The sequence below is a fragment of the Streptomyces sp. NPDC048196 genome (assembly GCF_040652715.1).
GTDB lineage: Bacteria > Actinomycetota > Actinomycetes > Streptomycetales > Streptomycetaceae > Streptomyces > Streptomyces siderophoricus.
In genome coordinates this window covers 78278-99875 of record NZ_JBEZMM010000008.1, presented here as the reverse complement: position 1 = coordinate 99875, position 21598 = coordinate 78278, and the positions used below count along the sequence as shown (strand labels likewise).

The 21598-nt window shown below is 73.8% G+C and carries 22 protein-coding genes; 9 read left to right on the top strand and 13 right to left on the bottom strand.

What is annotated here, in order from left to right; genetic code table 11:
* The first annotated feature begins 107 nt into the window (after nucleotides 1–107).
* Nucleotides 108–1121: a winged helix-turn-helix domain-containing protein gene (locus AB0E02_RS12135; RefSeq protein WP_362137938.1), complete on the top strand. Its 1014-nt coding sequence runs from the start codon at nucleotides 108–110 to the stop codon at nucleotides 1119–1121.
* Nucleotides 1122–1135: 14 nt separating this feature from the next.
* Here AB0E02_RS12135 and AB0E02_RS12130 read toward each other — a convergent pair whose 3' ends face one another.
* The 5 genes from AB0E02_RS12130 to AB0E02_RS12110 all read right to left on the bottom strand — a co-directional run bounded on the left by AB0E02_RS12130 (nucleotide 1136) and on the right by AB0E02_RS12110 (nucleotide 6264).
* Nucleotides 1136–2128 (bottom strand): zinc-dependent alcohol dehydrogenase family protein, encoded by a 993-nt coding sequence (locus tag AB0E02_RS12130; RefSeq protein WP_362137935.1) that lies wholly within the window; start codon nucleotides 2126–2128, stop codon nucleotides 1136–1138.
* Nucleotides 2129–2159: 31 nt separating this feature from the next.
* Nucleotides 2160–3008, bottom strand: a complete 849-nt coding sequence (locus AB0E02_RS12125) for a carbohydrate ABC transporter permease (RefSeq protein WP_030411223.1) — start codon at nucleotides 3006–3008, stop codon at nucleotides 2160–2162.
* On the bottom strand, nucleotides 3005–3988 hold the full coding sequence (locus AB0E02_RS12120) for a sugar ABC transporter permease (RefSeq protein ID WP_362137932.1): 984 nt from the start codon (nucleotides 3986–3988) through the stop codon (nucleotides 3005–3007). Before AB0E02_RS12120 ends, AB0E02_RS12125 begins: the two co-directional genes overlap by 4 nt.
* Nucleotides 3969–5291: a sugar ABC transporter substrate-binding protein gene (locus AB0E02_RS12115; protein WP_362138119.1), complete on the bottom strand. Its 1323-nt coding sequence runs from the start codon at nucleotides 5289–5291 to the stop codon at nucleotides 3969–3971. Before AB0E02_RS12115 ends, AB0E02_RS12120 begins: the two co-directional genes overlap by 20 nt.
* A gap of 211 nt (nucleotides 5292–5502) precedes the next feature.
* Nucleotides 5503–6264: a DeoR/GlpR family DNA-binding transcription regulator gene (locus AB0E02_RS12110; RefSeq protein WP_030411226.1), complete on the bottom strand. Its 762-nt coding sequence runs from the start codon at nucleotides 6262–6264 to the stop codon at nucleotides 5503–5505.
* 305 nt (nucleotides 6265–6569) lie between these two features.
* Between AB0E02_RS12110 and AB0E02_RS12105 the strand changes: the two genes are divergently transcribed.
* Complete coding sequence (locus AB0E02_RS12105; RefSeq protein ID WP_030411227.1) at nucleotides 6570–6965, top strand: STAS domain-containing protein; 396 nt, start codon at nucleotides 6570–6572, stop codon at nucleotides 6963–6965.
* Nucleotides 6966–6974: 9 nt separating this feature from the next.
* Here AB0E02_RS12105 and AB0E02_RS12100 read toward each other — a convergent pair whose 3' ends face one another.
* The gene (locus AB0E02_RS12100) at nucleotides 6975–8165 is read right to left on the bottom strand and encodes a sialidase family protein (RefSeq protein ID WP_362137928.1); all 1191 of its coding nucleotides are present in this window, start codon (nucleotides 8163–8165) and stop codon (nucleotides 6975–6977) included.
* A gap of 294 nt (nucleotides 8166–8459) precedes the next feature.
* Between AB0E02_RS12100 and AB0E02_RS12095 the strand changes: the two genes are divergently transcribed.
* Genes AB0E02_RS12095 through AB0E02_RS12085 form a run of 3 tightly spaced genes read left to right on the top strand, consistent with a single transcriptional unit; the run spans nucleotide 8460 to nucleotide 12733 of the window.
* Nucleotides 8460–9656 carry an FAD-binding oxidoreductase gene (locus AB0E02_RS12095; protein WP_362137926.1) on the top strand — a complete coding sequence of 399 codons (1197 nt, stop codon included), beginning with the start codon at nucleotides 8460–8462 and terminating at the stop codon, nucleotides 9654–9656.
* Nucleotides 9657–9700: 44 nt separating this feature from the next.
* Complete coding sequence (locus AB0E02_RS12090; RefSeq protein WP_362137924.1) at nucleotides 9701–11137, top strand: VOC family protein; 1437 nt, start codon at nucleotides 9701–9703, stop codon at nucleotides 11135–11137.
* 36 nt (nucleotides 11138–11173) lie between these two features.
* The gene (locus AB0E02_RS12085) at nucleotides 11174–12733 is read left to right on the top strand and encodes an aldehyde dehydrogenase family protein (RefSeq protein ID WP_362137922.1); all 1560 of its coding nucleotides are present in this window, start codon (nucleotides 11174–11176) and stop codon (nucleotides 12731–12733) included.
* Between the two features lie 19 nt (nucleotides 12734–12752).
* Here AB0E02_RS12085 and AB0E02_RS12080 read toward each other — a convergent pair whose 3' ends face one another.
* Together AB0E02_RS12080 and AB0E02_RS12075 are read right to left on the bottom strand one after the other, a co-directional pair.
* Complete coding sequence (locus AB0E02_RS12080) at nucleotides 12753–13514, bottom strand: hypothetical protein (protein WP_362137920.1); 762 nt, start codon at nucleotides 13512–13514, stop codon at nucleotides 12753–12755.
* 2 nt (nucleotides 13515–13516) lie between these two features.
* The gene (locus tag AB0E02_RS12075; protein ID WP_362137919.1) at nucleotides 13517–14038 is read right to left on the bottom strand and encodes a sigma-70 family RNA polymerase sigma factor; all 522 of its coding nucleotides are present in this window, start codon (nucleotides 14036–14038) and stop codon (nucleotides 13517–13519) included.
* 513 nt (nucleotides 14039–14551) lie between these two features.
* Here AB0E02_RS12075 and AB0E02_RS12070 point away from each other — a divergent pair.
* Nucleotides 14552–15370: an SAM-dependent methyltransferase gene (locus AB0E02_RS12070; RefSeq protein WP_362137918.1), complete on the top strand. Its 819-nt coding sequence runs from the start codon at nucleotides 14552–14554 to the stop codon at nucleotides 15368–15370.
* 62 nt (nucleotides 15371–15432) lie between these two features.
* Here the strand turns inward: AB0E02_RS12070 and AB0E02_RS12065 are convergent, their stop codons facing one another.
* The 3 genes from AB0E02_RS12065 to dhaK form a co-directional block, all read right to left on the bottom strand.
* Nucleotides 15433–15864, bottom strand: coding sequence for a PTS fructose transporter subunit IIA (locus AB0E02_RS12065; RefSeq protein WP_362137917.1), 432 nt, complete (start codon nucleotides 15862–15864; stop codon nucleotides 15433–15435).
* The gene (gene dhaL / locus AB0E02_RS12060) at nucleotides 15861–16469 is read right to left on the bottom strand and encodes a dihydroxyacetone kinase subunit DhaL (protein WP_362137915.1); all 609 of its coding nucleotides are present in this window, start codon (nucleotides 16467–16469) and stop codon (nucleotides 15861–15863) included. Before dhaL ends, AB0E02_RS12065 begins: the two co-directional genes overlap by 4 nt.
* A 111-nt stretch (nucleotides 16470–16580) precedes the next feature.
* Nucleotides 16581–17573, bottom strand: a complete 993-nt coding sequence (gene dhaK, locus AB0E02_RS12055; protein ID WP_362137914.1) for a dihydroxyacetone kinase subunit DhaK — start codon at nucleotides 17571–17573, stop codon at nucleotides 16581–16583.
* Nucleotides 17574–17741: 168 nt separating this feature from the next.
* Here dhaK and AB0E02_RS12050 point away from each other — a divergent pair, with 168 nt between their 5' ends.
* The 3 genes from AB0E02_RS12050 to rpsN all read left to right on the top strand — a co-directional run bounded on the left by AB0E02_RS12050 (nucleotide 17742) and on the right by rpsN (nucleotide 19415).
* Complete coding sequence (locus AB0E02_RS12050; protein WP_362137913.1) at nucleotides 17742–18764, top strand: alcohol dehydrogenase catalytic domain-containing protein; 1023 nt, start codon at nucleotides 17742–17744, stop codon at nucleotides 18762–18764.
* 109 nt (nucleotides 18765–18873) lie between these two features.
* Nucleotides 18874–19110 (top strand): 50S ribosomal protein L28, encoded by a 237-nt coding sequence (rpmB, locus tag AB0E02_RS12045; protein ID WP_362137912.1) that lies wholly within the window; start codon nucleotides 18874–18876, stop codon nucleotides 19108–19110.
* Nucleotides 19110–19415, top strand: coding sequence for a 30S ribosomal protein S14 (gene rpsN, locus AB0E02_RS12040; RefSeq protein WP_030411240.1), 306 nt, complete (start codon nucleotides 19110–19112; stop codon nucleotides 19413–19415). Before rpmB ends, rpsN begins: the two co-directional genes overlap by 1 nt.
* A 97-nt stretch (nucleotides 19416–19512) precedes the next feature.
* Here rpsN and AB0E02_RS12035 read toward each other — a convergent pair whose 3' ends face one another.
* Complete coding sequence (locus AB0E02_RS12035; protein ID WP_362137911.1) at nucleotides 19513–20673, bottom strand: adenosine deaminase; 1161 nt, start codon at nucleotides 20671–20673, stop codon at nucleotides 19513–19515.
* Nucleotides 20674–20786: 113 nt separating this feature from the next.
* On the bottom strand, nucleotides 20787–21533 hold the full coding sequence (locus tag AB0E02_RS12030; protein WP_362137909.1) for a GntR family transcriptional regulator: 747 nt from the start codon (nucleotides 21531–21533) through the stop codon (nucleotides 20787–20789).
* Between the last annotated feature and the right edge of the window lie 65 nt (nucleotides 21534–21598).

Genomic DNA, 21598 nt, shown 5'->3' with positions numbered 1-21598 from the left:
CGCCCTGGACACCCCGTCCCCGGCCCGGCAGGCTGACGGCGGGGCCCGGGGGAGGCCCGGAACACAGGGCTCCGGCAACGGGGTCATGAGCATGCTGCGGGGGCCGCATGTTGCGCATCCACTTCGAGGACCGGGACGTCGCGCGGCTGCAGATCGCCGCGGAACCCGACCCGCTCTGGGAAACGGTGCTGGCGATGCACCAGCTGGTGCCGGCCGGTCCCGGAGTGCCGGTGTACGCGGCCTGGCGGGCCCGGGCCCGGCGCGAGCTGGACGCCCGCGGGCTGGTCCGGGCCGCCCGGCTGATCAGCGTCCTCGCCCCGGCCGGCGCCCGCTACTTCCCGGACTTCCTCACCCCCGATGCGGCCCGCGACGGGCTCGCCGCGGGCCTGGCGGCGCTCCGCGACACCCCCGCCGACCGGCTGGTCGCGGAGGCCGCCCGGGCCGCGCTGCCGGCCCGGCTGCCGCGCTGGACCGGTGCGCTGGCCGCGGGCAGCCGGCAGCCGCTCGACGAACTGGCCATCGCCCTTGCGGAGGTGCACCGTGCGGTGGTCGCGCCGGACTGGACACAGGTGGCCGCCACGGTCGGCTGCGACCGCGGCACCCGGACCCGCGCGTTCTGCCGCGGCGGCGTGGACGGCATGCTCAACTCCCTTCGGCCGTCCGCGCGTTGGGACCCGCCGGTGCTGTCCGTGGACTATCCCTGCGAGCGCGAGCTGCATCTGCGCGGCCGCGGGCTGCGGCTGATCCCGTCCCACTTCTGCTGGCGCCGGCCCATCGCGCTCGCCGACCCCGGCCTGCCGCCGGTCCTCGTCCACCCGGTGGAACACGTCACCGGCTGGGCGCCGGATGCCACCCGCGGCTGCCGCCCGGAGGCGCTGTCCGCCCTGCTGGGCCGCACCCGGGCCCGGGTTCTCGCCGCCCTCGACGCGCCCGCCACCACCGGTGAACTGGCCCGCCGCCTCCGGGTCTCCGCGCCGTCGGCCAGCGAGCACGTCAGCGCGCTGCGCGAGGCCGACCTGGCCCGCAGCCGGCGCGACGGCGGCTGCGTCGTCCACGCCCTCACCCCGCTCGGCAGCGCGCTGCTGCACGGCGAGCTCGCGCCGGCACGCCTGGCGGAGTGAGGGCCGGGCACGTCCTACGGGCAGACCTGGATCTTGCGGCCCTGCCCGCCCTGGAACCGGCCGATCGCCTCGGCGTAGTGGTCCAGGGGGAGGCGGTCGCTGATGAAGACCTCCGGGTCGAGGACGCCCGCCGCGAAGAGTTCCGCGGCGCGTTCGTAGCTGTGCAGGACGGCCATCGAGCCGGTGATGGTGATCTCCTGGTTGTAGATCCGGTACGGCTCGATGACGGCGCGGGCGGCGTAGTCGGCCACGCCGAACTGGAGGAACGTGCCGCCCTTGCCGACCCGGCCGAGCGCGTCCTGGATGGCGCGTTCGTTGCCGGTGGCGTCGATGACCACGTCCCAGCCGCGCGGCCGGTCCAGCTCGTCGGCGGAGCCGGCGGCGTTGCTGCAGCCCAGTGTGCGGGCGGTGGCCAGCCGTTCGGGGTTGATGTCGATGACGTCCACGCCGGCCGCACCGGTCCGCTTGGCCAGCTCCAGCATCATCAGGCCCATCGTGCCCGACCCGTAGATCAGCACCTGGCTGCCCAGCTGCTGGGAGCGCAGGATGTCGTAGCCGCGGACCGCGCAGGACAGCGGCTCGATCAGGGCCGCGTCCTCGGTGCGGACGTGGTCGGGCAGCTTGACGCAGTTCGCGACCGGTGCCACGGCGAACTCGGCGGCGCCGCCGGCCGTGGTCACCCCGATCGCGGCCCAGCGCTCGCAGAGGTTGTTGCGGCCGATCCGGCAGTAGTGGCACTCGTGGCAGTACAGGGAGGGGTCGACGGCCACCCGGTCGCCCTCGGCGAGCTCGGTGACCGCGGTGCCGGTCGCGACGACCGTACCGGCGAACTCGTGGCCCGGGACGACCGGCAGGGTGGGCGCGAACTCGCCCTGGAGGATGTGCAGATCGGTGCCGCACAGCCCGCAGGCGGCCACCTGGACCACGACCTCGCGCGGCCCGGGGGTGGGGTCGTCCACGGTGGTGACCTCGACCTTGCCGGGGGCGCTGATCAGTGCGGCCTTCATTTCACGGTTCCCTTCGTTGCACGGCCGCGAGTCATTTCACGGCTCCGAGCGACAGGCCCTGGACGAGTTTGTCCTGGGCGGCGAATCCGGCGACGAGCACCGGGAGCGAGATGACGGTGGCGGCGGCGCACACCTTGGCCAGGAACAGGCCCTGGCTGGTCACGAGTCCGGTCAGGAACACCGGCGCGGTGCCGGCCACGATCCCGGTCAGGACCCGGGCGAACAGCAGCTCGTTCCAGCTGAAGATGAACGAGATCAGCGCCGTCGCGGCGATGCCGGGCAGGGCGACCGGAGCCACGATGCGGGTCAGCGTGGTGGTCAGCCCGGCACCGTCGATCGAGGCCGCCTCCAGCATCTCCACCGGCACCTCGGCGAGGAACGAGCGCATCATCCACACCGCGATCGGCAGGTTCATCGACGTGTAGAGGATGACCAGCAGCCAGACGCTGTCGAGCAGCCCGGTGTTCTGGGCGACGAGGTAGACCGGCAGCAGACCGGCCACCAGCGGCAGCATCTTCGTGGAGAGGAAGAAGAACAGGACGTCGCTCCACTTCCGTACCGGCTTGATGGCCAGGGCGTACGCGGCCGGGACGGCGAGCGCCAGCACGAGCAGGGTGGAAACCACCGATGCCGTCAGGGAGTTGAGCAGCGGGGGCCAGGGGCTGACGCCGCTGTCCGCGCCGAAGAACTCCCGGTAGCCGTGCAGGCTCAGCCCCGCGCCGACGCTCGGCGGGTTGGTCGCCGCGTCCGCCTCGCTGTGGAAGGACGTCAGCACCATCCAGGCGACGGGCAGGAAGAAGGCGATCCCGCACAGCCAGGCCGCCAGGCCCAGCAGGCTCCCGGTCCGCCGTGGGCGCCGGGTCAGGGGTGCGCGGTTCATCGGGTGACCTCCTCGCGCAGCAGGGACGAGACGGTACGCAGCGCGAAGGTCGCCACGAGCAGGGAGCACACGACCACGACGACGCCCTGCGCGGACGCCCGTCCGTAGTCGTGGGCCTGGTAGAAGGTCTGGTAGATGGTGTACGGGAGGTTGGCGGTGCCCAGGCCCCCGGACGTGATGGTGAACACCGCGTCGAAGTTCTGGACGACGTAGACGGTGCCCAGCAGCGCGGCCAGTTCGAGGTAGCGGCGCAGATGCGGCAGGGTCAGGTAACGGAAGATGTCGAAGGCGGTGGCCCCGTCCATCCGGGCCGCCTCGACCGCGTCGGCCGCCCGGCTCTGCAGCCCGGCCAGCAGGATCAGCATCATGAACGGCGTCCACTGCCAGATCAGCGACACCTCGACCGAGGCCAGCGGCACATCGGTCATCCAGTCCGGCTGCGGTGCGTTGTCGCTTCCGAACAGACCCCATATCCAGGTCAGCGAGCCGTTGATCAGCCCGTACGAGGCGTTGTAGAGGGCGTGCTTCCACAGCAGCGCGGAGGCCACCGGAACGACCAGGAACGGGGTGATGAGCAGCGTCCGGACGATGCCGCGGCCGCGGAAGCTGCGGTCCAGCAGCAGCGCCAGGCCCAGCCCGAGCACCAGGCTGACGAGCACCACGGTCACGGTCAGCAGCACCGTCGTGCCCACCGAGGACCGCAGGGCCGGATCGGTGAAGACCGCCCGGTAGTTGGCGAAGGCGGCGAAGCCGCGGTGGTCGGGGGCCAGCGCGTTCCAGCGGGTGAAGGAGATCACCACCGTCGCCACGAACGGGAGCTGGGTGACGACGATCAGGAAGACCAGGGCGGGCAGGAGCGGGGCGCGCCGGGCCCAGTCCTTGGCCCGCCCGGTGCGGCGGGCGCGGGCGGCCGGTCCGCCGGCCGGCGGTGCTCCCGGGGCCGCGGCCTCCCGGGCCGGTTCAGTGGTCTGCGTAGGCATCGGACACCTCCTGCGCCAGTCGCTGGCTCGCGGTAAGGGCCTCGGGCACGCTCTGCTTGCCGGCGATGGCCGCGCTGATCTCGTGCGAGACCTTGGTGCCGAGGTCGGAGAATTCGGGGATGCCGACGAACTGGATCCCGGGGGCGGGGCGTTGCTGGACGCCGGGGTCGCCGGGCCGGGCCGAGCCGATGGCGTGCTGCGTGGCCGCGGCGAAGGCGCCGGCGGACCGGGTGTAGTCGGGGTTGCGGTAGAGCGAGGCCCGTTTGCCGCCGGGCACCCTCGACCAGCCCAGTTCGCGGCCCACCAGCCGTTCGTACGAGGCGCCCGAGGCCCAGCGGATGAACTTCCAGGCGGCGTCCTGGTGCGTGCTGGCCTTCTGCACGCCCCAGGCCCAGGTGTAGAGCCAGCCGGAGGTGCGGGTGCGCTCGACCGGTGCGGGGGCGTAGCCGATCCTGCCGGCGACCTTGGAGCCGGTGGTTTCCAGGGAGCCGGCGCCGGCGGTGGCGTCGTACCACATGGCGACCTTGCCCTGCTGCATGTCGTTGAGGCACTCGGTGTAGCCGGCCTGCGGGGCGCCCGCCTCGCCGTGCTTGCGGACCAGATCGACGTAGAACCGGGTGGCCCGGGTGAATTCCGGGCTGTCGACCCGTGCCTTCCAGTCCTTGGTGAACCACGTTCCGCCGAAGGTGTTGACGACGGTGGTCAGCGGCGCGGCCAGCTGGCCCCAGCCGGGCTGGCCGCGCAGGCAGATGCCCTTCATGCCCTTGCGGAATCCGTCCAACTTGGCTGCGAGTGTGGCAACTTGGTGCCAGGTGGGGTGCGCGGGCATGGTCAGGCCGGCGGCCTTGAGCAGGTCCTTGCGGTACATCAGGAAGGACGATTCGCCGTAGAACGGTTCCGCGTAGATCTTGCCGTCGGCGGCGGTGAGGGAGCTGCGGAGCGGCGGGAGGATGTCGTTCTGGTCGAACGTCCGGTCCTTCGCGGCACGGGTGCCGAGTTCCGCCAGCCAGCCGTTGCGGGCGTAGATGGGGGTCTCGTAATTGCTGACGCTGGCCACGTCGTACTGGCCGGCCTGGCTGGAGAAGTCCTGGCTCATCTTGTCGCGCAGGTCGTCCTCCGGCAGCACGGTGAAGTTGACCTTGATGCCGGTCTCCTTGGTGAAGTGCTCGGCGGTGAGCCGCTGCAGATCCACCATCTGCGGGTTGTTGACCATCAGGACGTTCAGGGTGTTGCGGCCGTCGTTGCCGGCGTCACCGGCGCCGCGGTAGCAGCCGGTGGTGGACAGCGACAGGGCCAGGGCCAGGGCGGTGAGCCCCGCCGCGCGGGGGCCGCGGCGTGGCCCGGGGGATCGTGCTCGCACGGCTCATACCTCTCTTTTTCACTGCATGTCGGCATATCGGGGATACAAGGTCGTGCCGAGGCACGGTGGGGGAACCGCACGAGGGCCCGCGATGCGGTGCGGCCTCGGCGGCGGCTGGTGGTGTGGTGCGGACCGGTCCGGTCCGGGCCCTGGGTCAGACCCGGAGCACCTGCGGCCCCAGGAGGGAGTAGCGGTGGGCCTCCGGCGCGGACAGCCCCGCGTCGGTGACGATCGTGTCGAAGTCGCCGACCTCGGCGAACCGGCAGAAGCTGCTGGCGCCGAATTTGCTGTGCACCCCGACCAGCACCCGCCGCCGCGAGGAGCGGACGGCCTGCTCCTTCACCTCCGCGACCGCCGGGTCGGGGGTGGTCAGTCCGTGCTCCCGGGAGACGCCGTTCGCCCCGAGGAACGCCAGGTCGATCACGAACCGGGAGAGCATGTCGCGGGCCCAGGACCCCACCGTCGCCTGCGTCCCGGAGCGCACCCGGCCGCCGGCGAGCAGCACGGTGGCGGACTCCGCGGCGGAGACCAGGGACGCGGTCCGCAGCGAGGCGGTGATCACGGTCAGCGGGCGGTCGGTCGGCAGCAGCATGGCGACCAGCTCCGGGGTGTAGCCCTCGTCGACGAACACCGTCTCGGCGGAGCCGACCAGTTCCGCGGCGGCCGCGGCGATCCGCCGCTTCTCGGCCACCTGCTGGGTCTCCCGCCGGGCGAGCGTGGTCTCGAAACCGGCGCTCTCGACCGGGTACGCGGCCCCGTGCGTCCGCCGGACCAGCCCGCGGCGCTCCAGCTCGCTCAGGTCGCGGCGGACGGTCTCGCGGGCCACGCCGAACTCGGCCGCGGCATCGGCGACCTCGACCCGGCCGGACTGCCGGGCCAGCGCGAGGATGCGGTGCTGGCGTTCCTCGGCCCTCATGGCTCACTCCTGCCCGGTGTCCGGTGGTTTTCCGGTGGCTTCCGTTCGGTCACGGGCCTGCCCGTTTCCGCCCGCATCAGGTTTATAGCAACCGGGGCCGACCGAAGTCCTGCCCGTCAGGACAGAAAAACTGCCCGTTTTTGCCCGCTCCGGACCGCTTCTGCACCGGCCGCGGCCCCGGGCGGCTGCCCGTACCGCTCCTGTGGGGTGCCCGTCGCCCACTGCGGCCGCCCGATCGGATCCGGCCGCCCGCAGCGGTGGTGCCGGCGGCGGCGCCGCATAGTCTGGACGGCATGAGCTCGGAGATGCGGTCGTTGGCGGTCACCTCGGTCGTGGAGGCGGAGGAGTGCGCGGTGCTGCGGGTCAGCGGGGAACTCGACCTCCGCACCGAGCAGGCGTTCCTCGCCGAAGCGCGGTCGGTGGTCTCGGCCGGTCACCGCTTCCTCGTACTGGACCTGACCGCCCTGCGCTTCTGCGACTCCCGGGGGCTCAGCTGCCTGCTGGCCCTGGAATGGCTCTGCCGCCGCCTGGAGGGCCGGCTGCTGCTGGCCTCCCTCGGCGTACGGATGCTCCGGCTGCTGGTCGGCACGCAGTCCCTGGGCGTCTTCTCCTGCTACCCGACGGTCGGCCATGCGCTGGCCGCCGTCCCCGACGGCGCCCGCCCGGCCTGGCCGCCCGCCGTCGAGGACCCGTCCGTGTGAAGCGGCGGTTCACCCGGGTGACGGCCCCGGGCAGCGCATCCCCAGCCATGCCCCGTCGAACCGGGCGAAGGTGATCTTCCGGTACGGGCCGGTCTCGTAGAGCAGCCCGAACGTGCCGTCCGGCAGCCGGGTCAGCGTCGAGTATCCGGCCGGCCCCGGCACCACGGTCCGGGACACCGGCCAGCTCTTCCCGTCGTCGCACGAGCCCCGCACGGTGAGGTTCTCCCGGGCCCGGGCGCTCGCCGTATTGCTGAACAGCAGCCAGTGCGCCCGCGGCCGGCCGGCCGGCGCCGCCGGGTCGTACCGCAGGATCGAGGCGTTGTTGGCCGGATCGGGCAGCTCGTCGTCGGCCACCGGGGCGCTGTACGACAGCCCGCCGTCCCGCGAGTGCGCGACCAGCCGCCGGGGCGTGCTCGTGGTGCGGCTGTTGAGCAGCACCCGCCCGTCGGCCAGCTCGACGGTCTTGTTCTCGTCCATCCGCGGCCCCACCGGCGTCCCCAGGTGCCAGGTCGCCCCGTGGTCGTCGCTGTACGCGCTCGCCGCCCACATGCCGCCGTCCGCCGTGCGGAACGCGTACTGCTGCAGCAGCCGCCCGCCGGACAGCTGGCTGCCGGACCCGGACGAGGCGAAGATGCCGCGCCAGGACGGGTCCTTCAGGGCGCGGGTGATCCGGCGGTGCCGCCAGCTGCGGCCGCCGTCGTCGGACCAGCTGTAATCGGTGTGCAGCACGCTGGTGCTGTCGTGCGCGTTGCCGGTGCCCGCGGTGCCGAAACCGACCCCCTTGGGCGCGTACGCGTGGAAGAGGAAGATCCGCCCGGTCGTCCGGTCCACCAGCAGGCTCGGGTCCCCGGCCCCCACCCCGCCGTCGTAGTCCACCGCCGCCCGCGGCGCGCTCCAGGTGCGCCCCTTGTCGACACTGCGCCGCACCATCACGTCCACGTCGCCCGGCAGATCGGCCGCGCTGTGGTTCCGCCGGTCGTACGCCGCGATCAGCGTGCCGTCCGGCAGCGTGGCCAGCGCCGGGATGCGGTACGTGTGCGCGCCCTGCCCGGACACCGCCAGGTCCGTGGTCTCGAACAAACCCCGGCCGGCTCCCGGGCCCGGCACGGCGGCGGGGACCCCCGGAGCCGCCGGCAGGACGGCGCCGAGGCCCGCGACGAGCAGTACGGCCAGGGTGCGGAAGCGGGCGGCTGCGGGCACCGGGACCTCCAGGCGGACACGACGGCGGCCGCTCCAGCGTGCGCGCGGGCGACCCGGCGGGCGCGCCGACCGGCCCCGTCGGGGTGACCGGACCGCGCGCCCGGAGCAGCCGGCCACCTTGCGCAACCCCGCCCCGCCCAGAACCCTGGGACCGGGAACCCGGCAGTTCCGGAGCCCGGGACACCGCGTCCGCCGCCCGCCCCATGGACGCGCGACGGCACGCCCGTCATCCTTCGCACCACCGGTGCCCGACCGGCACCGGCTCCCGCACCGCGACACGGGAAGGCGGACCGGATGGCTTGTGACGCGGCATCGGCCACGGCCGCAGCGCCCCTCCCAGGACGGGCCGACGTGGTGATCGTCGGCGGCGGGGTGATCGGCGCGAGCATCGCCTTCCACCTGGCCGAGGCGGGCGTCGGCCGGGTGCTCCTGCTGGAGCGCGACCGGCCCGCTTCCGGGTCCTCCGGCAAACCGATCGGCGGCGTCCGCGCCCAGTTCTCCGACCCGCTCAACATCCGGCTCGGGCTGCGCAGCCTGGCCGCCTGGCGGGACTTCGCCCGCCGGCCCGGCGCCGACATCGGCCTGACCACCGTCGGCTACCTCTTCCTCCTCGCCGACGACCGCGAACTGGCCGTCTTCACCGAGGGCGTCGAGACCCAGAACCGGCACGGCGTCCCCAGCCGCCTCGTCGGCCCGCGCGCCGCCCGGGAGTTGTGCCCCTACGTCGACCCCCGCGGCATCGTCGCCGCCGCCTACTCACCCACCGACGGCCACGCCCTGCCCCGTGCCGCGGTCACCGGCTATCTGCGTGCCGCCCGCCGGCTCGGCGCGACCGTCCGCACCCGCTGCCCGGTCACCGCCGTCGACACCGCGGACGGCGTGATCCGTGCCGTGCGCACCCCGCACGGCACGGTCCGCACCTCCACGGTCATCTGCTGCGCGGGCGCCTGGTCCCGGGCGGTCGGCGCGCTGGCCGGGGTCGCCCTCCCGGTCACCCCGCTGCGCCGGCAGATCGCCTTCACCGGCCCGCTGCACCCCGCCCCGCCCCGGATCCCCTTCACCCTCGACTTCGGCTCCACCCTCTACTTCCACAACGACGGCGCCGGCGGACTGCTCATGGGCCTCTCCGACACCCGCCAAACCCCGGGATTCGGGCGGGAGTTCAGCCGTGAATGGCTGGCACCGCTGCGTGCCGCCGCGGCCCGCCGGGCCCCGGACCTCGCCGGCCTCCCGGTCGTCGACGGCTGGGCCGGCCTCTACGAGATGACCCCCGACCGCAACGCGCTGATCGGCGAGGCCGGCCGCCCCGGCCGGTTCCTGTACGCCACCGGCTTCTCCGGCCACGGCTTCCTCCAGGCCCCGGCCGTCGGCGAACTCGTCCGCGACCTCTACCTGGGCCGCGAGCCGTTCCTCGACATCGGCCCGCTCGCCGCGACCCGCTTCGACGACGGCGCACCGCCCGCGGCCCGCCCGGAGGCCCACATCATCTGACCCCGCCCGGTACCCGTCCCCTCCCCGCCCCCCCGGAGCTGCGTATGGTCCCCACCTGGCAACTGCGCGCCGCGTTCGCCCGCCGGCTGTCCGGCATGTACGGCACCGAAGTCCCCGCCTACACCACGCTGCTGGAGGTGACCGGGCAGATCAACGACGAGGTCGCGGCCCGGGACCCGGAGGCCGGCCGGCTCGGCGGCCCGGCCCGGGTCGGCGTGGAACGGCACGGCGCCATCCGCGTCGGCACACCGGAGGAACTCCGGCAGGCCGCCCAGGTCTTCGCGGCGCTCGGCATGCACCCGGTGGGCTGCTACGACCTGCGGGACGGCGGCGAGGGCGCGGTGCCGGTCGTCTCCACCGCCTTCCGGCCGACCGCCCCCGAGGAACTGGAACGCAACCCCTTCCGCGTCTTCACCTCCCTCCTGACCACCTCCGACCGCCGCTTCTTCGGCCCGGACCTCGCCGCCCGGCTCGACGCCTTCCTCGCCCGCCGGCAGCTCTTCCCGCCCGAACTCCTCACCCTGGCCGCCCGCGCCGAGGCGGAGGGCGGGCTCCCCGACCCCCAGGCCGAACGTTTCCTCACCCTCGCGGCCGCCGCGTTCGCCCTCTCACCGGAGCCGGTCGACCGCGCCTGGTACGCCGAACTGGAACGGGTCTCCGCCGTCGCCGCCGACATCGGCGGGGTGACGACCACCCACCTCAACCACCTCACCCCGCGCGTCCTCGACATCGACGCCCTCCACCGCCGCATGGGCGAACGCGGCATCACCATGATCGACCGGATCCAGGGACCCCCGCGCTGGGAGGGCCCGGACGTCCTGCTGCGCCAGACCTCCTTCCGGGCCCTGGCCGAGACCCGGACCTTCCGCGAGCCCGACGGCCGGCTCACCCGCGGCGCCCTGCGCGTCCGGTTCGGCGAGGTCGAGGCGCGCGGGATCGCCCTCACCCGCGCCGGCCGGGCCCGCTACGACCACCTCATGGCCGAGACCGACCGCCGGACGGTACTGCGCCCGGGCGCCGACCGGCAGCAGACCGCCCGCTGCCTCTGGCTCCAGGGCTTCCCCGGCTCCGAACATCAACTCGCCGTCTCCCACCTGGCGTTCTTCACCTACCGCCCGGATCCCGCGCGCCCCCGGGACGGCCGGCGCCCGCCCGCCGACCTGGCCGGCCTGCTCACCCACGGCTGGCTCACCGCCCACCCGATCGTCTACGAGGACTTCCTGCCGCGCTCCGCCGCCGGCATCTTCCGCTCCAACCTGACCGGGGCAGGCCGCCACGACGCGGACCTGGCCGGCGCGCCCTTCGACGCCCACCGGCTGTCCGAGGCGATCGGCCGCCCGGTGGCCGACCCGTTCGCGCTCTACGCCGGGCAGCAGGACCGTTCGCTGCGGCAGGCGCTGTTCACCCTCCGGGCGGGTGCCGCGCTACGCGCCCTGGACCACGGGGAACTGATCGACGCGGAACCCGTCCCCGCCCCCTGAACACCCCTTGGCCCCTTCTCACCCCAGGAGCGCGACATGCCCGCCGCCACCCCCGCCGGCCCCCGGCTCCCCGACACCGCCGCGCTGCGCGCCCGCGCGGCCACCGCCCTCCGCCGCTGCGGCGCCGACCTCGACGCCGTCACCGCCGCCACCGGCAAGACCCTCCCCGCCCGTACGCCCCTCACCGGCGGCCTCCTCGCCGACCTCGCCGCCACCACGCCCGAGCAGATCGACGCGGCCGTCGCCGAGGCGCACCGGACCTTCCAGGAGTGGCGCACGGTGCCCGCGCCGCGGCGCGGGGCGCTGGTCAAACGGCTGGGCGCGCTGCTGACCGCCCATCAGGAGGACCTCGCCGACCTGGTCACCATCGAGGCCGGCAAGATCCGCTCAGAGGCGCTCGGCGAGGTCCAGGAGATGATCGACATCTGCGACTTCGCGGTCGGCCTGTCCCGGCAGCTCTACGGACGCACCATCGCCGGCGAACGCCCCGGCCACCGGCTCTCCGAGAGCTGGCACCCGCTCGGCGTGGTCGGGGTGCTCTCCGCCTTCAACTTCCCGGTCGCCGTGTGGTCCTGGAACACCGCGATCGCCCTGGTCTGCGGCGACCCGGTGGTCTGGAAGCCGTCCGAGCTCACCCCGCTCACCGCGCTGGCCTGCGACGCGCTGCTCGCCCGGGCCGCCGCCGACACCGGCGCGCCCGCCGGGGTGCACCGGCTGCTGATTGGCGCCCGGGACTGCGGAGAGGCCCTGGTCGACGACCCGCGGGTGGCCCTGGTCAGCGCGACCGGCTCGGTCCGCATGGGACGCGAGGTCGCGCCCCGGGTGGCCGCCCGGTTCGGCCGCTGCCTGCTCGAACTCGGCGGCAACAACGCCGCCGTGGTCACCCCGTCGGCCGACCTGGACCTGACCGTCCGCGCCGTGGTCTTCTCCGCCGCCGGCACCGCGGGCCAGCGCTGTACGACGCTGCGCCGGCTGATCGTCCACGAGGACGTCGCCGACCGCTTCCTCACGCGCATCGTCCACGCGTACCAACGGCTGCCGGTGGGCGACCCGTTCGACCCGGCCACGCTGGTCGGCCCGCTGATCGGCCCGGCCGCCCGCACGGCGATGTCCGAGGCGCTGGCCGCCGCGCAGCGGGCCGGCGGCAAGCTGCTCACCGGTGGCGAACGGTGCCTGGCGGACGAGGCCCCCGAGGCCGCCTACCTTCGCCCGGCGATCGTGCGGATGCCCGAGCAGAACGCGATCGTCCGCACCGAGACCTTCGCGCCGATCCTCTACGTCCTGACCTACCGCACCTTCGACGAGGCGCTCGCGCTGCACAACGACGTGCCGCAGGGGCTGTCCTCCAGCATCTTCACCCGCGACCAGCGCGAGGCCGAACGCTTCCTCGCAGCCGACGGGTCCGACTGCGGGATCGCCAACGTCAACATCGGCACGTCGGGGGCGGAGATCGGTGGCGCCTTCGGCGGGGAGAAGGAGACCGGCGGCGGCCGCGAGTCCGGCTCCGACGCCTGGCGCGCCTATATGCGCCGGGCCACCAACACCGTCAATTACTCGGCGGACCTCCCGCTCGCCCAGGGCGTCAGCTTCCTGTGACCACCGCCCCGCCGCCCGGCTACCAGGTCCGGCCGAGGTCCCGGACCAGGGTGGGGGAGGGGCGCGGGATCTCGCCGAAGTCCTCGTCGTCGCTGTCCACCACGAGCTGGTTGATCACATGCTCCAGGGCGGCCGGCAGGGTCGGGGCGAGCCCGCTGTGCCACTGGACCAGGAGGTTGTGCCGGGCCGCGTCCGGGAGCAGCTGCTTCTCGTCGAACGCGGCCGCCGAGGGCCGCTCCTCGTCGGGCCCGTGCGCGGCCTGCTCGCGCCAGTACGCGGCGTCGCGGTACTCGCCGTTGCGGCGGTGCGAGAGGTACAGGCAGTAGGCGGCGGTCCGGCTGCCGGCGCCGGCGCCGAAGTGCCACCAGAAGTGCGCCGCGTCGGTGCGGCCCGTGATGTGCAGCAGACAGGCGAAGACCAGCGCGCCCTCGGGATCGATGTGGTGGTCGTCGACCAGCCGCTCCAGGCTGGCCGCGGCCGCCGCGGCGTTCACCACCAGCGCACAGGCCAGCTGGAGTTCATGGGTGGCCTCGTCCCGGGTACTCGGATAGCCGCTCGGCGCCGCCCGGTCGGCCCGGCCCGGCCGCCCGGCCGGCCCTGCCCCGTCCGCCGCGAGGGCACCCGCCGGTACGGGGACGCCGATCCGGCCGGGGCCGCCGGGCGGCGTCGGCCCGCCGGGACCGTACAGGCCCGCCGGCCCGTCGGTCCCGGCGACCGCGGCGGCGGCGCCGAGCAGCGTCTCGACGGTCTCCCGCCGCCCGGTGGAATGGGTGTGCGACATGGTCAGTTCCCCCTGGGATTTCCCTGATCGATACCGAGCGCCGCGGCGAGCTTGCGCTTGCCGCGGCTGGCGTAGGAGCGGACGGTGACTTCGTCGACGCCGAGCAGGGCGCCGATCTGGGCGTCGCTGTAGCCGATGACGTGCCGGAGCACGATCACGTCGCACTGCCGCTCCGGCAGTCTGGCGATCGCCGCGTACAGCCCCAACTGGCTTTCCAGCATGGCGAACTGCTGCTGACACTCGCGCAGCAGGGCATGGGTGACCACGGCGAAGGCGGCGGTCTCGGTGAGGGCGGTGGGCTGCTGGTGGTCGTAGAGCCACTCCACCACCCGCTCCTTGAGGACCGACCAGGCGTACGCCTCCACCGACGCCTGCCGCAGCGCGTGCGGCCACAGCCGGCCGAGCTGCTCGTAGGCGGACAGCGCGACCTCGCGGGCCGCGGGCTCGCTGCCCGTGTGCAGATAGGCATAGGTCAGCCACTTGCGGGCATGGGTCGCGAGGAACGCCTCGAAGGTTATGGACAATTGGCGGTCGGACCGGGCCGGTGTGACGGGCGGAAGCGGGCACCGGGGGAGCGCGGCTAACTCCGTGATGAGGGCGTGCGCCGGGGCGCACGCCGGTAGAAGTCGGTCCCGGTCTGCGCTCACGAGCAGTCCTCGTTCCGTTTGCCGTGCACCGCTGACCGGGTGGCGGTGTCCCGAGGACAGCGGGAGGACGGTTTGCCCTCACCCTCCAATGAACAGGAAACAGGGCCCGTTTGTGGCACGGGGGGCGCAAAAATCTTCCGCTGCGTATTCATATGACTACCCATGACGATGGCATGTGACGAATCGTGACACCGACATGGCGGGCTGTCACTGTCTGCGCGGGTGTGCGCCCCGCATGATCCGGCCGTCACCGGGCAGAGCTCCCACAGCCCAGCGCACAACGGCCGAAAGCCCGCGCTGGGGGCGCACGCTTCCTTCGCATGCGCCCCCGACCCGCCGGCCGGCGGCGCCGGACCCGAGTGTGAGCCGTACCTGGGGAGGCAGCGGACGATGAACGAGCACGAGCCCGTGGTGGACCTACAGCTGGACCGGGCCCACTCGTCCCGGATCTACGACTACTTCCTGGGCGGCAAGACCAATTTCCTGGCCGACCGGATGGCCGCCGGCAGCGTGCTCGGGGTGTTCCCCGCCGCACTGGTCGCGGCCCGCATCAACCGCGAGTTCATGCACCGCGCCACCCGCTTGCTCGCGGAGTCCGGCCTGCGCCAGTTCCTCGACATCGGCACCGGCATCCCCACCCCGCCCAACCTGCACGACATCGCCCAGGGCAGCGCCCCCGACGCCCGGATCGTCTACACCGACAACGACCCGATCGTCCTCGCACACGCCGCAGCCCTGCTGCTCAGCACCCCCGAGGGCCGCACCGCCTACGTCCAGGCCGACGTCACCGACCCCGCGGGCATCCTCGGCGCGCCGCAACTCCTCGACACCCTCGACCTCTCCCGGCCGGTCGCCCTCAGCCTCAACGCCCTGATGCACTTCGTCCCCGACGACGGCCGGGACCGCGCGCACACCATCGTCGAGACCCTCAAGGCGGCCCTGCCCAGCGGCTCCACGCTCGCCATGAGCCACGCCACCGCGGACTTCGCCCCCGAGACGATGCAGAAGATCCTCAAGATCTACGGCGATGCCGGGACCCGCCTGCAGTTCCGCTCCCGCCCGGAGTTCCTCCGCTTCTTCGACGGCTGGGACCTGCTGGAACCGGGCATCGCCCTCTCCCACCAGTGGCGGCCGGACGACCCCGCCGACGCCACCCACGTCACCGACGCCGAGGCCGCCTGCTACGCGGCCGTCGCCCGCAAGCCCTGACGCGAGGATTGCCGGGGGGGCGAAAGTGGGCCGGCAGCGGCCGAACGGGCCGCCCCGCCCGCTCATTCCTTCCGGTAGCCGTACGCCTCCCCGGCCGCCGCCGCGACCGCGTCCAGATCCGCCCCGGCCGAGGCGGTGACCACCGCGGCCACCGCCCCCTCCACGAAGGGGGCGTCCACCAGCCGCGCGCCCTCGGGGAGCTCGTCCCCCTCGGCGAGCAGCGCCTTGACGGTCAGCACCGCGCTGCCCAGATCGACCAGCAGCGCCACCCCCGCACCGCGGTCCACCCGCCGGGCCGCCTCGGTGATCAGCTCCGCGCTGGTGCCCAGCCCGCCGTCCGGGGTGCCGCCGGCGGCGGCCACCGGCGCCTTGGTGCCGCCCCCGGCCAGCCCGACGGCCAGCGCGGCCACCGACTCCGCGACCGGCCCGCTGTGCGACACCAGCACCACCCCGACCAGCGCCTCCGCGCCGCCGGCCGGGCCCCCGCCGCTCACTTCGCCACCTCGGCGAGTGCCGCGAACAGCAGTGCCGAGGACGTGGCCCCCGGGTCCTGGTGCCCGATGCTGCGCTCGCCGAGATAGCTCGCCCGCCCCTTCTTGGCCAGCATCGGCACCGTCGACCGCGCACCCTCCTCGGCCGCCCCGGCCGCCGCCTCGAAGGACGTGGCCAGCGCCTCGACGGCGGGCACCAGCGCATCCAGCATCGTCTTGTCACCCGGCGCCGACCCGCCGAGCTGCCCCACCGCGGCCACCCCGGCCCCCAGCCCGGCCCGCAGCTCCTCGGCGGACACCTGCGCCGCGTCGCCCAACGCCTTCCCCGTACGCCGCAGCAGCGTGCCGTACAGCGGTCCGGACGCCCCGCCCACGCTGGAGATCAGCTGCCGCCCGGCCGCGGTCAGCACCGCCCCGGGCGTGGCCGGCGGCTCGGCCTCCACCATCTTCACCACGGCCGCGAAACCACGCTGCATGTTCGTGCCGTGGTCGGCGTCACCGATGGCCGAGTCCAGCTCGGTGAGCCGCTCCGCCTCCCGGTCGATGGCGGCGGCCGCCGCCGTCATCCAGCGTACGAAGAACGCGGCATCCAGGGCCGTTCCGGACACGGACCACTCTCCTAAAGATCGGGTTGCTCTCGGTTCACCTGCGGCAACGGGTACCCAGCTACATACACGAGCATCAGGACGGGTAAACGGCCCGGCGCCGCGGCGGCTCCGCTACCGGCCCCACCGGAGTCCGGCCGTCTGCACCGGCGCGTCCCACAACCGCAGCAGCTCCCCGTCCACCTGACACAGCGTCACCGAACAGCCCGCCATGTCCAGCGACGTCACGTAGTTGCCGACGAGCGTACGGGCCACCGCCACCTTCCGCTCGTCGAGCACCCGGCGCACCTCCGCGGAGAACCCGTACAGCTCCAGCAGCGGGGTCGCGCCCATGCCGTTGACCAGCACCAGCACCGGCAGCCGCGGTTCGAGGTCCTCCAGGACCGCGTCCAGCGCGAAGTCCGCGATCTCCCGCGAGGTCATCATCGGCCGCCGCTCCCGCCCCGGCTCGCCGTGGATGCCCACCCCCAACTCCAGCTCGCCGGCTGGCAGATCGAACGTCGGGCTGCCCTTGGCCGGCGTCGTGCAGGCGCTCAGTGCCACCCCGAAGCTGCGCGAGGAGCGGACGACCTGCCGGGCCACCGCCTCCACCCGCTCCAGCGGCATGCCCTCCTCGGCCGCCGCTCCGGCGATCTTCTCCACGAACAGCGTCGCGCCCGTGCCGCGCCGCCCGGCCGTGAACGTCGAGTCCGTCACCGCCACGTCGTCGTCCACCAGCACGCTGGCGACCTGGATCCCCTCGTCCTCCGCCAGCTCCTCCGCCATCTGGAAGTTGAGCACGTCCCCGGTGTAGTTCTTCACCACGAACAGCACCCCGCGTCCGCTGTCCACCGCGGCCGCCGCCCGCACCATCTGGTCCGGTACGGGCGAGGTGAACACCTCTCCGGGGCACGCCGCGTCCAGCATCCCGGGCCCGACGAACCCCGCGTGCAGCGGCTCGTGCCCGCTGCCGCCCCCGGACACCAGCGCCACCTTCTCCGCCACCGGTGCGTCCCGCCGCACCACCACCCGGTTCTCGGCGTCCACCACCAGCTCCGGATGTGCGGCGGCCATCCCCCGCAGCGCATCCCCGACGACGGTCTCCGGCACGTTGATCAGCATCTTCACGGGTACCTCCTGGTGGGCGGGCCGGTCCGGCGGTTCAAGTATCGGCCCGCGGCGGCGCCGACGGCACCGGCACGCGCCGGGTGTCTCCGCGCGCGTGATCGGCCCGGAGGTGGTCTGCTGGAACGGGGGCCGTCCGCACGTTCCCGCCGCACGCCCCCGGAGGGCCGTATGAGGAGTTATCGCGCCGCCCAGGTGGCCGCCGTCCAAGGCCCGTTCGAGATCGTCGAGCGCGAGGTGCCGGAACCCGGGCCCGGGCAGGTGAGGGTGGCCGTGGACGCCTGCGGGATCTGCCACAGCGATTCCGTCTTCGTGGACGCCCAGGTCCCGGGCGTACGGTTTCCGCTGGTCCCCGGGCACGAGATCGCCGGGCGCATCGAGGCGCTGGGCGCGGCCGTGGACGACGGCTGGCACGTGGGCGACCGGGTGGCCGTCGGCTGGTTCGGCGGCAGCTGCCACCACTGCCCGCCGTGCCGGCAGGGCGACTTCGTGGTGTGCCAGAACCTCAAGGTCCCGGGCTGGGCGTACGACGGTGGCTACGCGGACGTGGTGATCGCGCCGACCGACGCCCTGGCCCGCATCCCGGAGGCGCTCCCGGCGGCCGAGGCGGCGCCGTTGGCCTGCGCGGGGGTGACCACGTTCAACGGGCTGCGGCGCAGCCCCGCCCGGCCGGGCGACCTGGTCGCCGTCCTCGGCATCGGTGGCCTCGGCCACCTCGGCGTGCAGTACGCGGCCGCGATGGGCTTCGAGACCGTGGCCATCGCCCGTGGCGCGGCCAAGGCCGACTTCGCCAAGCGGCTCGGCGCGCACCACTACGTCGACAGCACGGCGGCCACCCCCGTCGCGGACGCCCTGCAGTCCCTCGGCGGCGCCAAGGTCGTCCTGGCCACCGCGGCCAACTCCGAGGCCATCGCCGCGACCGTGGACGGGCTGTCCCACCGCGGCGAGTTGGTGGTCATCGGGGTGTCCCCCGAGCCGCTGGGGATCGGCCCGGTGCAGTTGATCATGAGCGGCAAGGCCGTTCGCGGTCATCCGTCCGGCACCGCCCAGGACGTGCAGGACACCATGGCCTTCAGCGCGCTGCACGGCATCCGCCCGATGATCGAGACCGCGCCGCTGGACCGGACCGACGAGGCCTACCGGAAGATGCTCTCCGGAACGGCCCGCTTCCGGATGGTGCTCATCCCGCGCTGACGCGCACCCCACGTTCCGCCGTGGCGCTCGTGCGAGGTAGTGTTGATAATGGTTTCCATTATCGATAACTTCTGCTGTGCGACCGCGCCCGACGAGAGGTAGTTATTACATGTCCGCCCACTGCCAACTGACCGGCGCCCGGCCGGGCTTCGGCAAGACCATCTCCCATTCGCACCGCCGGACGTCCCGCCGGTTCGACCCGAACATCCAGCGCAAGCGCTACTGGCTGGCGAGCGAAGGCCGCCATGTGCGGCTCACCCTCAGCGTCAAGGGGATCAGGACGGTCGACGTCATCGGGGTCGAGGCCGCGGTGGCCCGCATCCGCGCGCGAGGGGTGAAGGTCTGATGGCCAAGCAGAGCAAGATCGCGAAGAACGAGCGGCGCAAGGTGATCGTCGAGCGGTACGCGGCCCGGCGCGCCGAGCTGAAGGAGATCATCCGGCGGCCCTCGTCGTCCGAGGACGAACGCGCCGCCGCCCAGGCCGAGTTGCGCCGGCAGCCGCGCGATGCGAGCGCGACCCGGGTGCGGAACCGGGACGGTGTGGACGGCCGGCCGCGCGGGCACCTGCGGAAGTTCGGTCTGTCCCGGGTGCGGGTGCGGCAGCAGGCGCATGCCGGGTTCCTCCCCGGGGTCACCAAGTCCTCCTGGTAGGCGGGGGAGGCGGCGCACCGGCAGATGAGGCAGCGGCCCGGGCGGGTGCCCGGGCCGCTGGGCCGTGAGGGGTCCGGCCCGTGCCGACGGTTAGCTGTCAGACAAGACTGCCCGCGCCGGCCGGGATCCGGCCGAGTTCCTCGGCGCGCAGCCGTGCGTAGCCGGGGAGGACGACCTCGTTCAGCAGCGCGGTGCGCTCGTCGAAGGGGAGGAAGGCGGACTTGACCGCGTTGACCGTGAACTCCTCCAGTTCGGCCGCGCCGTAGCCGAAGGTGCCGGCCAGGTGCTGGAACTCCTGCGTCATCGTCGTGCCGCTGACCAGGCGGTTGTCGGTGTTGAGGCACACCCGGAAGCCGAGCCGGCGGAGCAGGTCGATCGGGTGCTCGGGGTAGCCGGCGGCGGCGCCCGTCTGGAGGTTGGAGGTGGGGCACACCTCCAGGGCGATCCGCATGTCGCGGACGTACGAGGCGAGCCGCCCCAGCGTGACCCGGCCGTCGGGACCGGTCGAGAGGTCGTCGGTGATCCGCACTCCGTGGCCGATGCGGTGGGCGCCGCAGCGCAGCACCGCCTCGTGGATGGAGTCCATGCCGACCGCCTCACCGGCGTGGATGGTCACCCGGGCGCCCTGGGCGCGGAGGTAGTCGAACGCCTCGGCGTGGTTGCTCGCCGGGTTGCCGATCTCGCCCCCGGCGATGTCGAAGCCGGCCACCCCGCGGTCGCGGTGCGCGACCGCGAGCCGGGCGATCTCCAGCGAGCGGTCCGCGTGGCGCATGGCGCACAGCAGGGTGCCGACCCGGATGCGGTGGCCGGCGGCCGCGGCCCGGCGCTCGCCCTCCCGGAAGCCGGCGTTGACCGCGTCCACGACCTCGTCCAGGGACAGCCCGCCGGCCAGGTGCTGCTCGGGGGCGTAGCGCACCTCGGCGTAGACCACGCCGTCGGCCGCGAGGTCCTCGGCGCACTCCGCGGCGATCCGGAAGAGCGCCTCCGGGGTCTGCATGACCGCGCAGGTGTGCGCGAAGGTCTCCAGGTAGCGCTCCAGCGAACCCGAATCGGCGGCGTCGCGGAACCAGCGGCCCAGCGCGGCGGGGTCGGTGGTGGGCAGGTTCCGGTATCCGACGTGCCCGGCCAGCTCGATGACGGTCGCGGGGCGCAGGCCGCCGTCGAGGTGGTCGTGCAGCAGCACCTTGGGAGCACGCCGGATCTGCTGCTCATCGAGCGCGTGGGGAGCCGCCAGCGGCAGCTTGTCAGACAAGGTCATGGGGCGGGAGTATGACACGACTTCCCGGGGACGGCGAACGCGTCCCGGGAGGGGGCCGGCCCGGTGAGCGGCGGGTCGTCCCGGCGAGGGCCTGCCGAACGCCCGCCGGCCGGCTACCGGGCCTGCCAGACCGGCAGGGCGGGCGCACCCGGCGGCAGCATGTGCTTGGCCGCCAGCAGCGGCGTACGGTCCAGCCGGACGACCTGGGTGACCAGTACCGCGGGGGTGTCCGCCGGGCGGCCCAGCTGCGCCCCGCGCTGCCGGCCGAGGGTGGTGGCCACCACCGTGCTGCCACCGGTCAGCGGCAGTCCGCGCCCGGCCGCGAGCAGCAGCCGGAGCATCGACGACGAGCCCGCCGCCGGCCCGTCGAACGCCTCCGCCGCCGCCGGCAGCAGCTCGACCAGCAGCTCGTCCTGCGCCGCCCACTCCTGCGTCAGGCACGAGGGCAGACCGGCCACCTCGACCAGGCTCTCCCAGAAGCGCACCCGGCAGGTGCCCGGCAGCAGCAGGTGCTGGGTGGAGAAGTCGGTCGGCTCCTCGTACGTACGGGCCAGGGCGGTGGTGGCGACCTGGCGGCCCTCGCCCAGCAGCTCCTCGACCGGCTTGAGGTACTCGAAGCCGCGCGGCGGCAGATGGTGGCTGACCGTGCGGCCCACCCCGCGCCGCACGTTGATCACGCCGTCCTCCTGGAGCAGGATCAGCGCCTCGCGCAGCGCCGGCCGGCTCACGCCCAGCTCGCTGGCCAGTCGGGGCTCGGTCGGCAGGGTGGAGCCCGGCGGATAGGTGCCGTCCCGGACCGCCTCGACCATGCGCTCGTAGAGGGCGACGACCGGTCGTCGCTGAGGTTGCCTGCCGGCCATGTCGGTCTCCCTCTCCCACGGCATCCCACCCTGTCCGACAAGTCTGCCCCACCTGCGGCGGATCA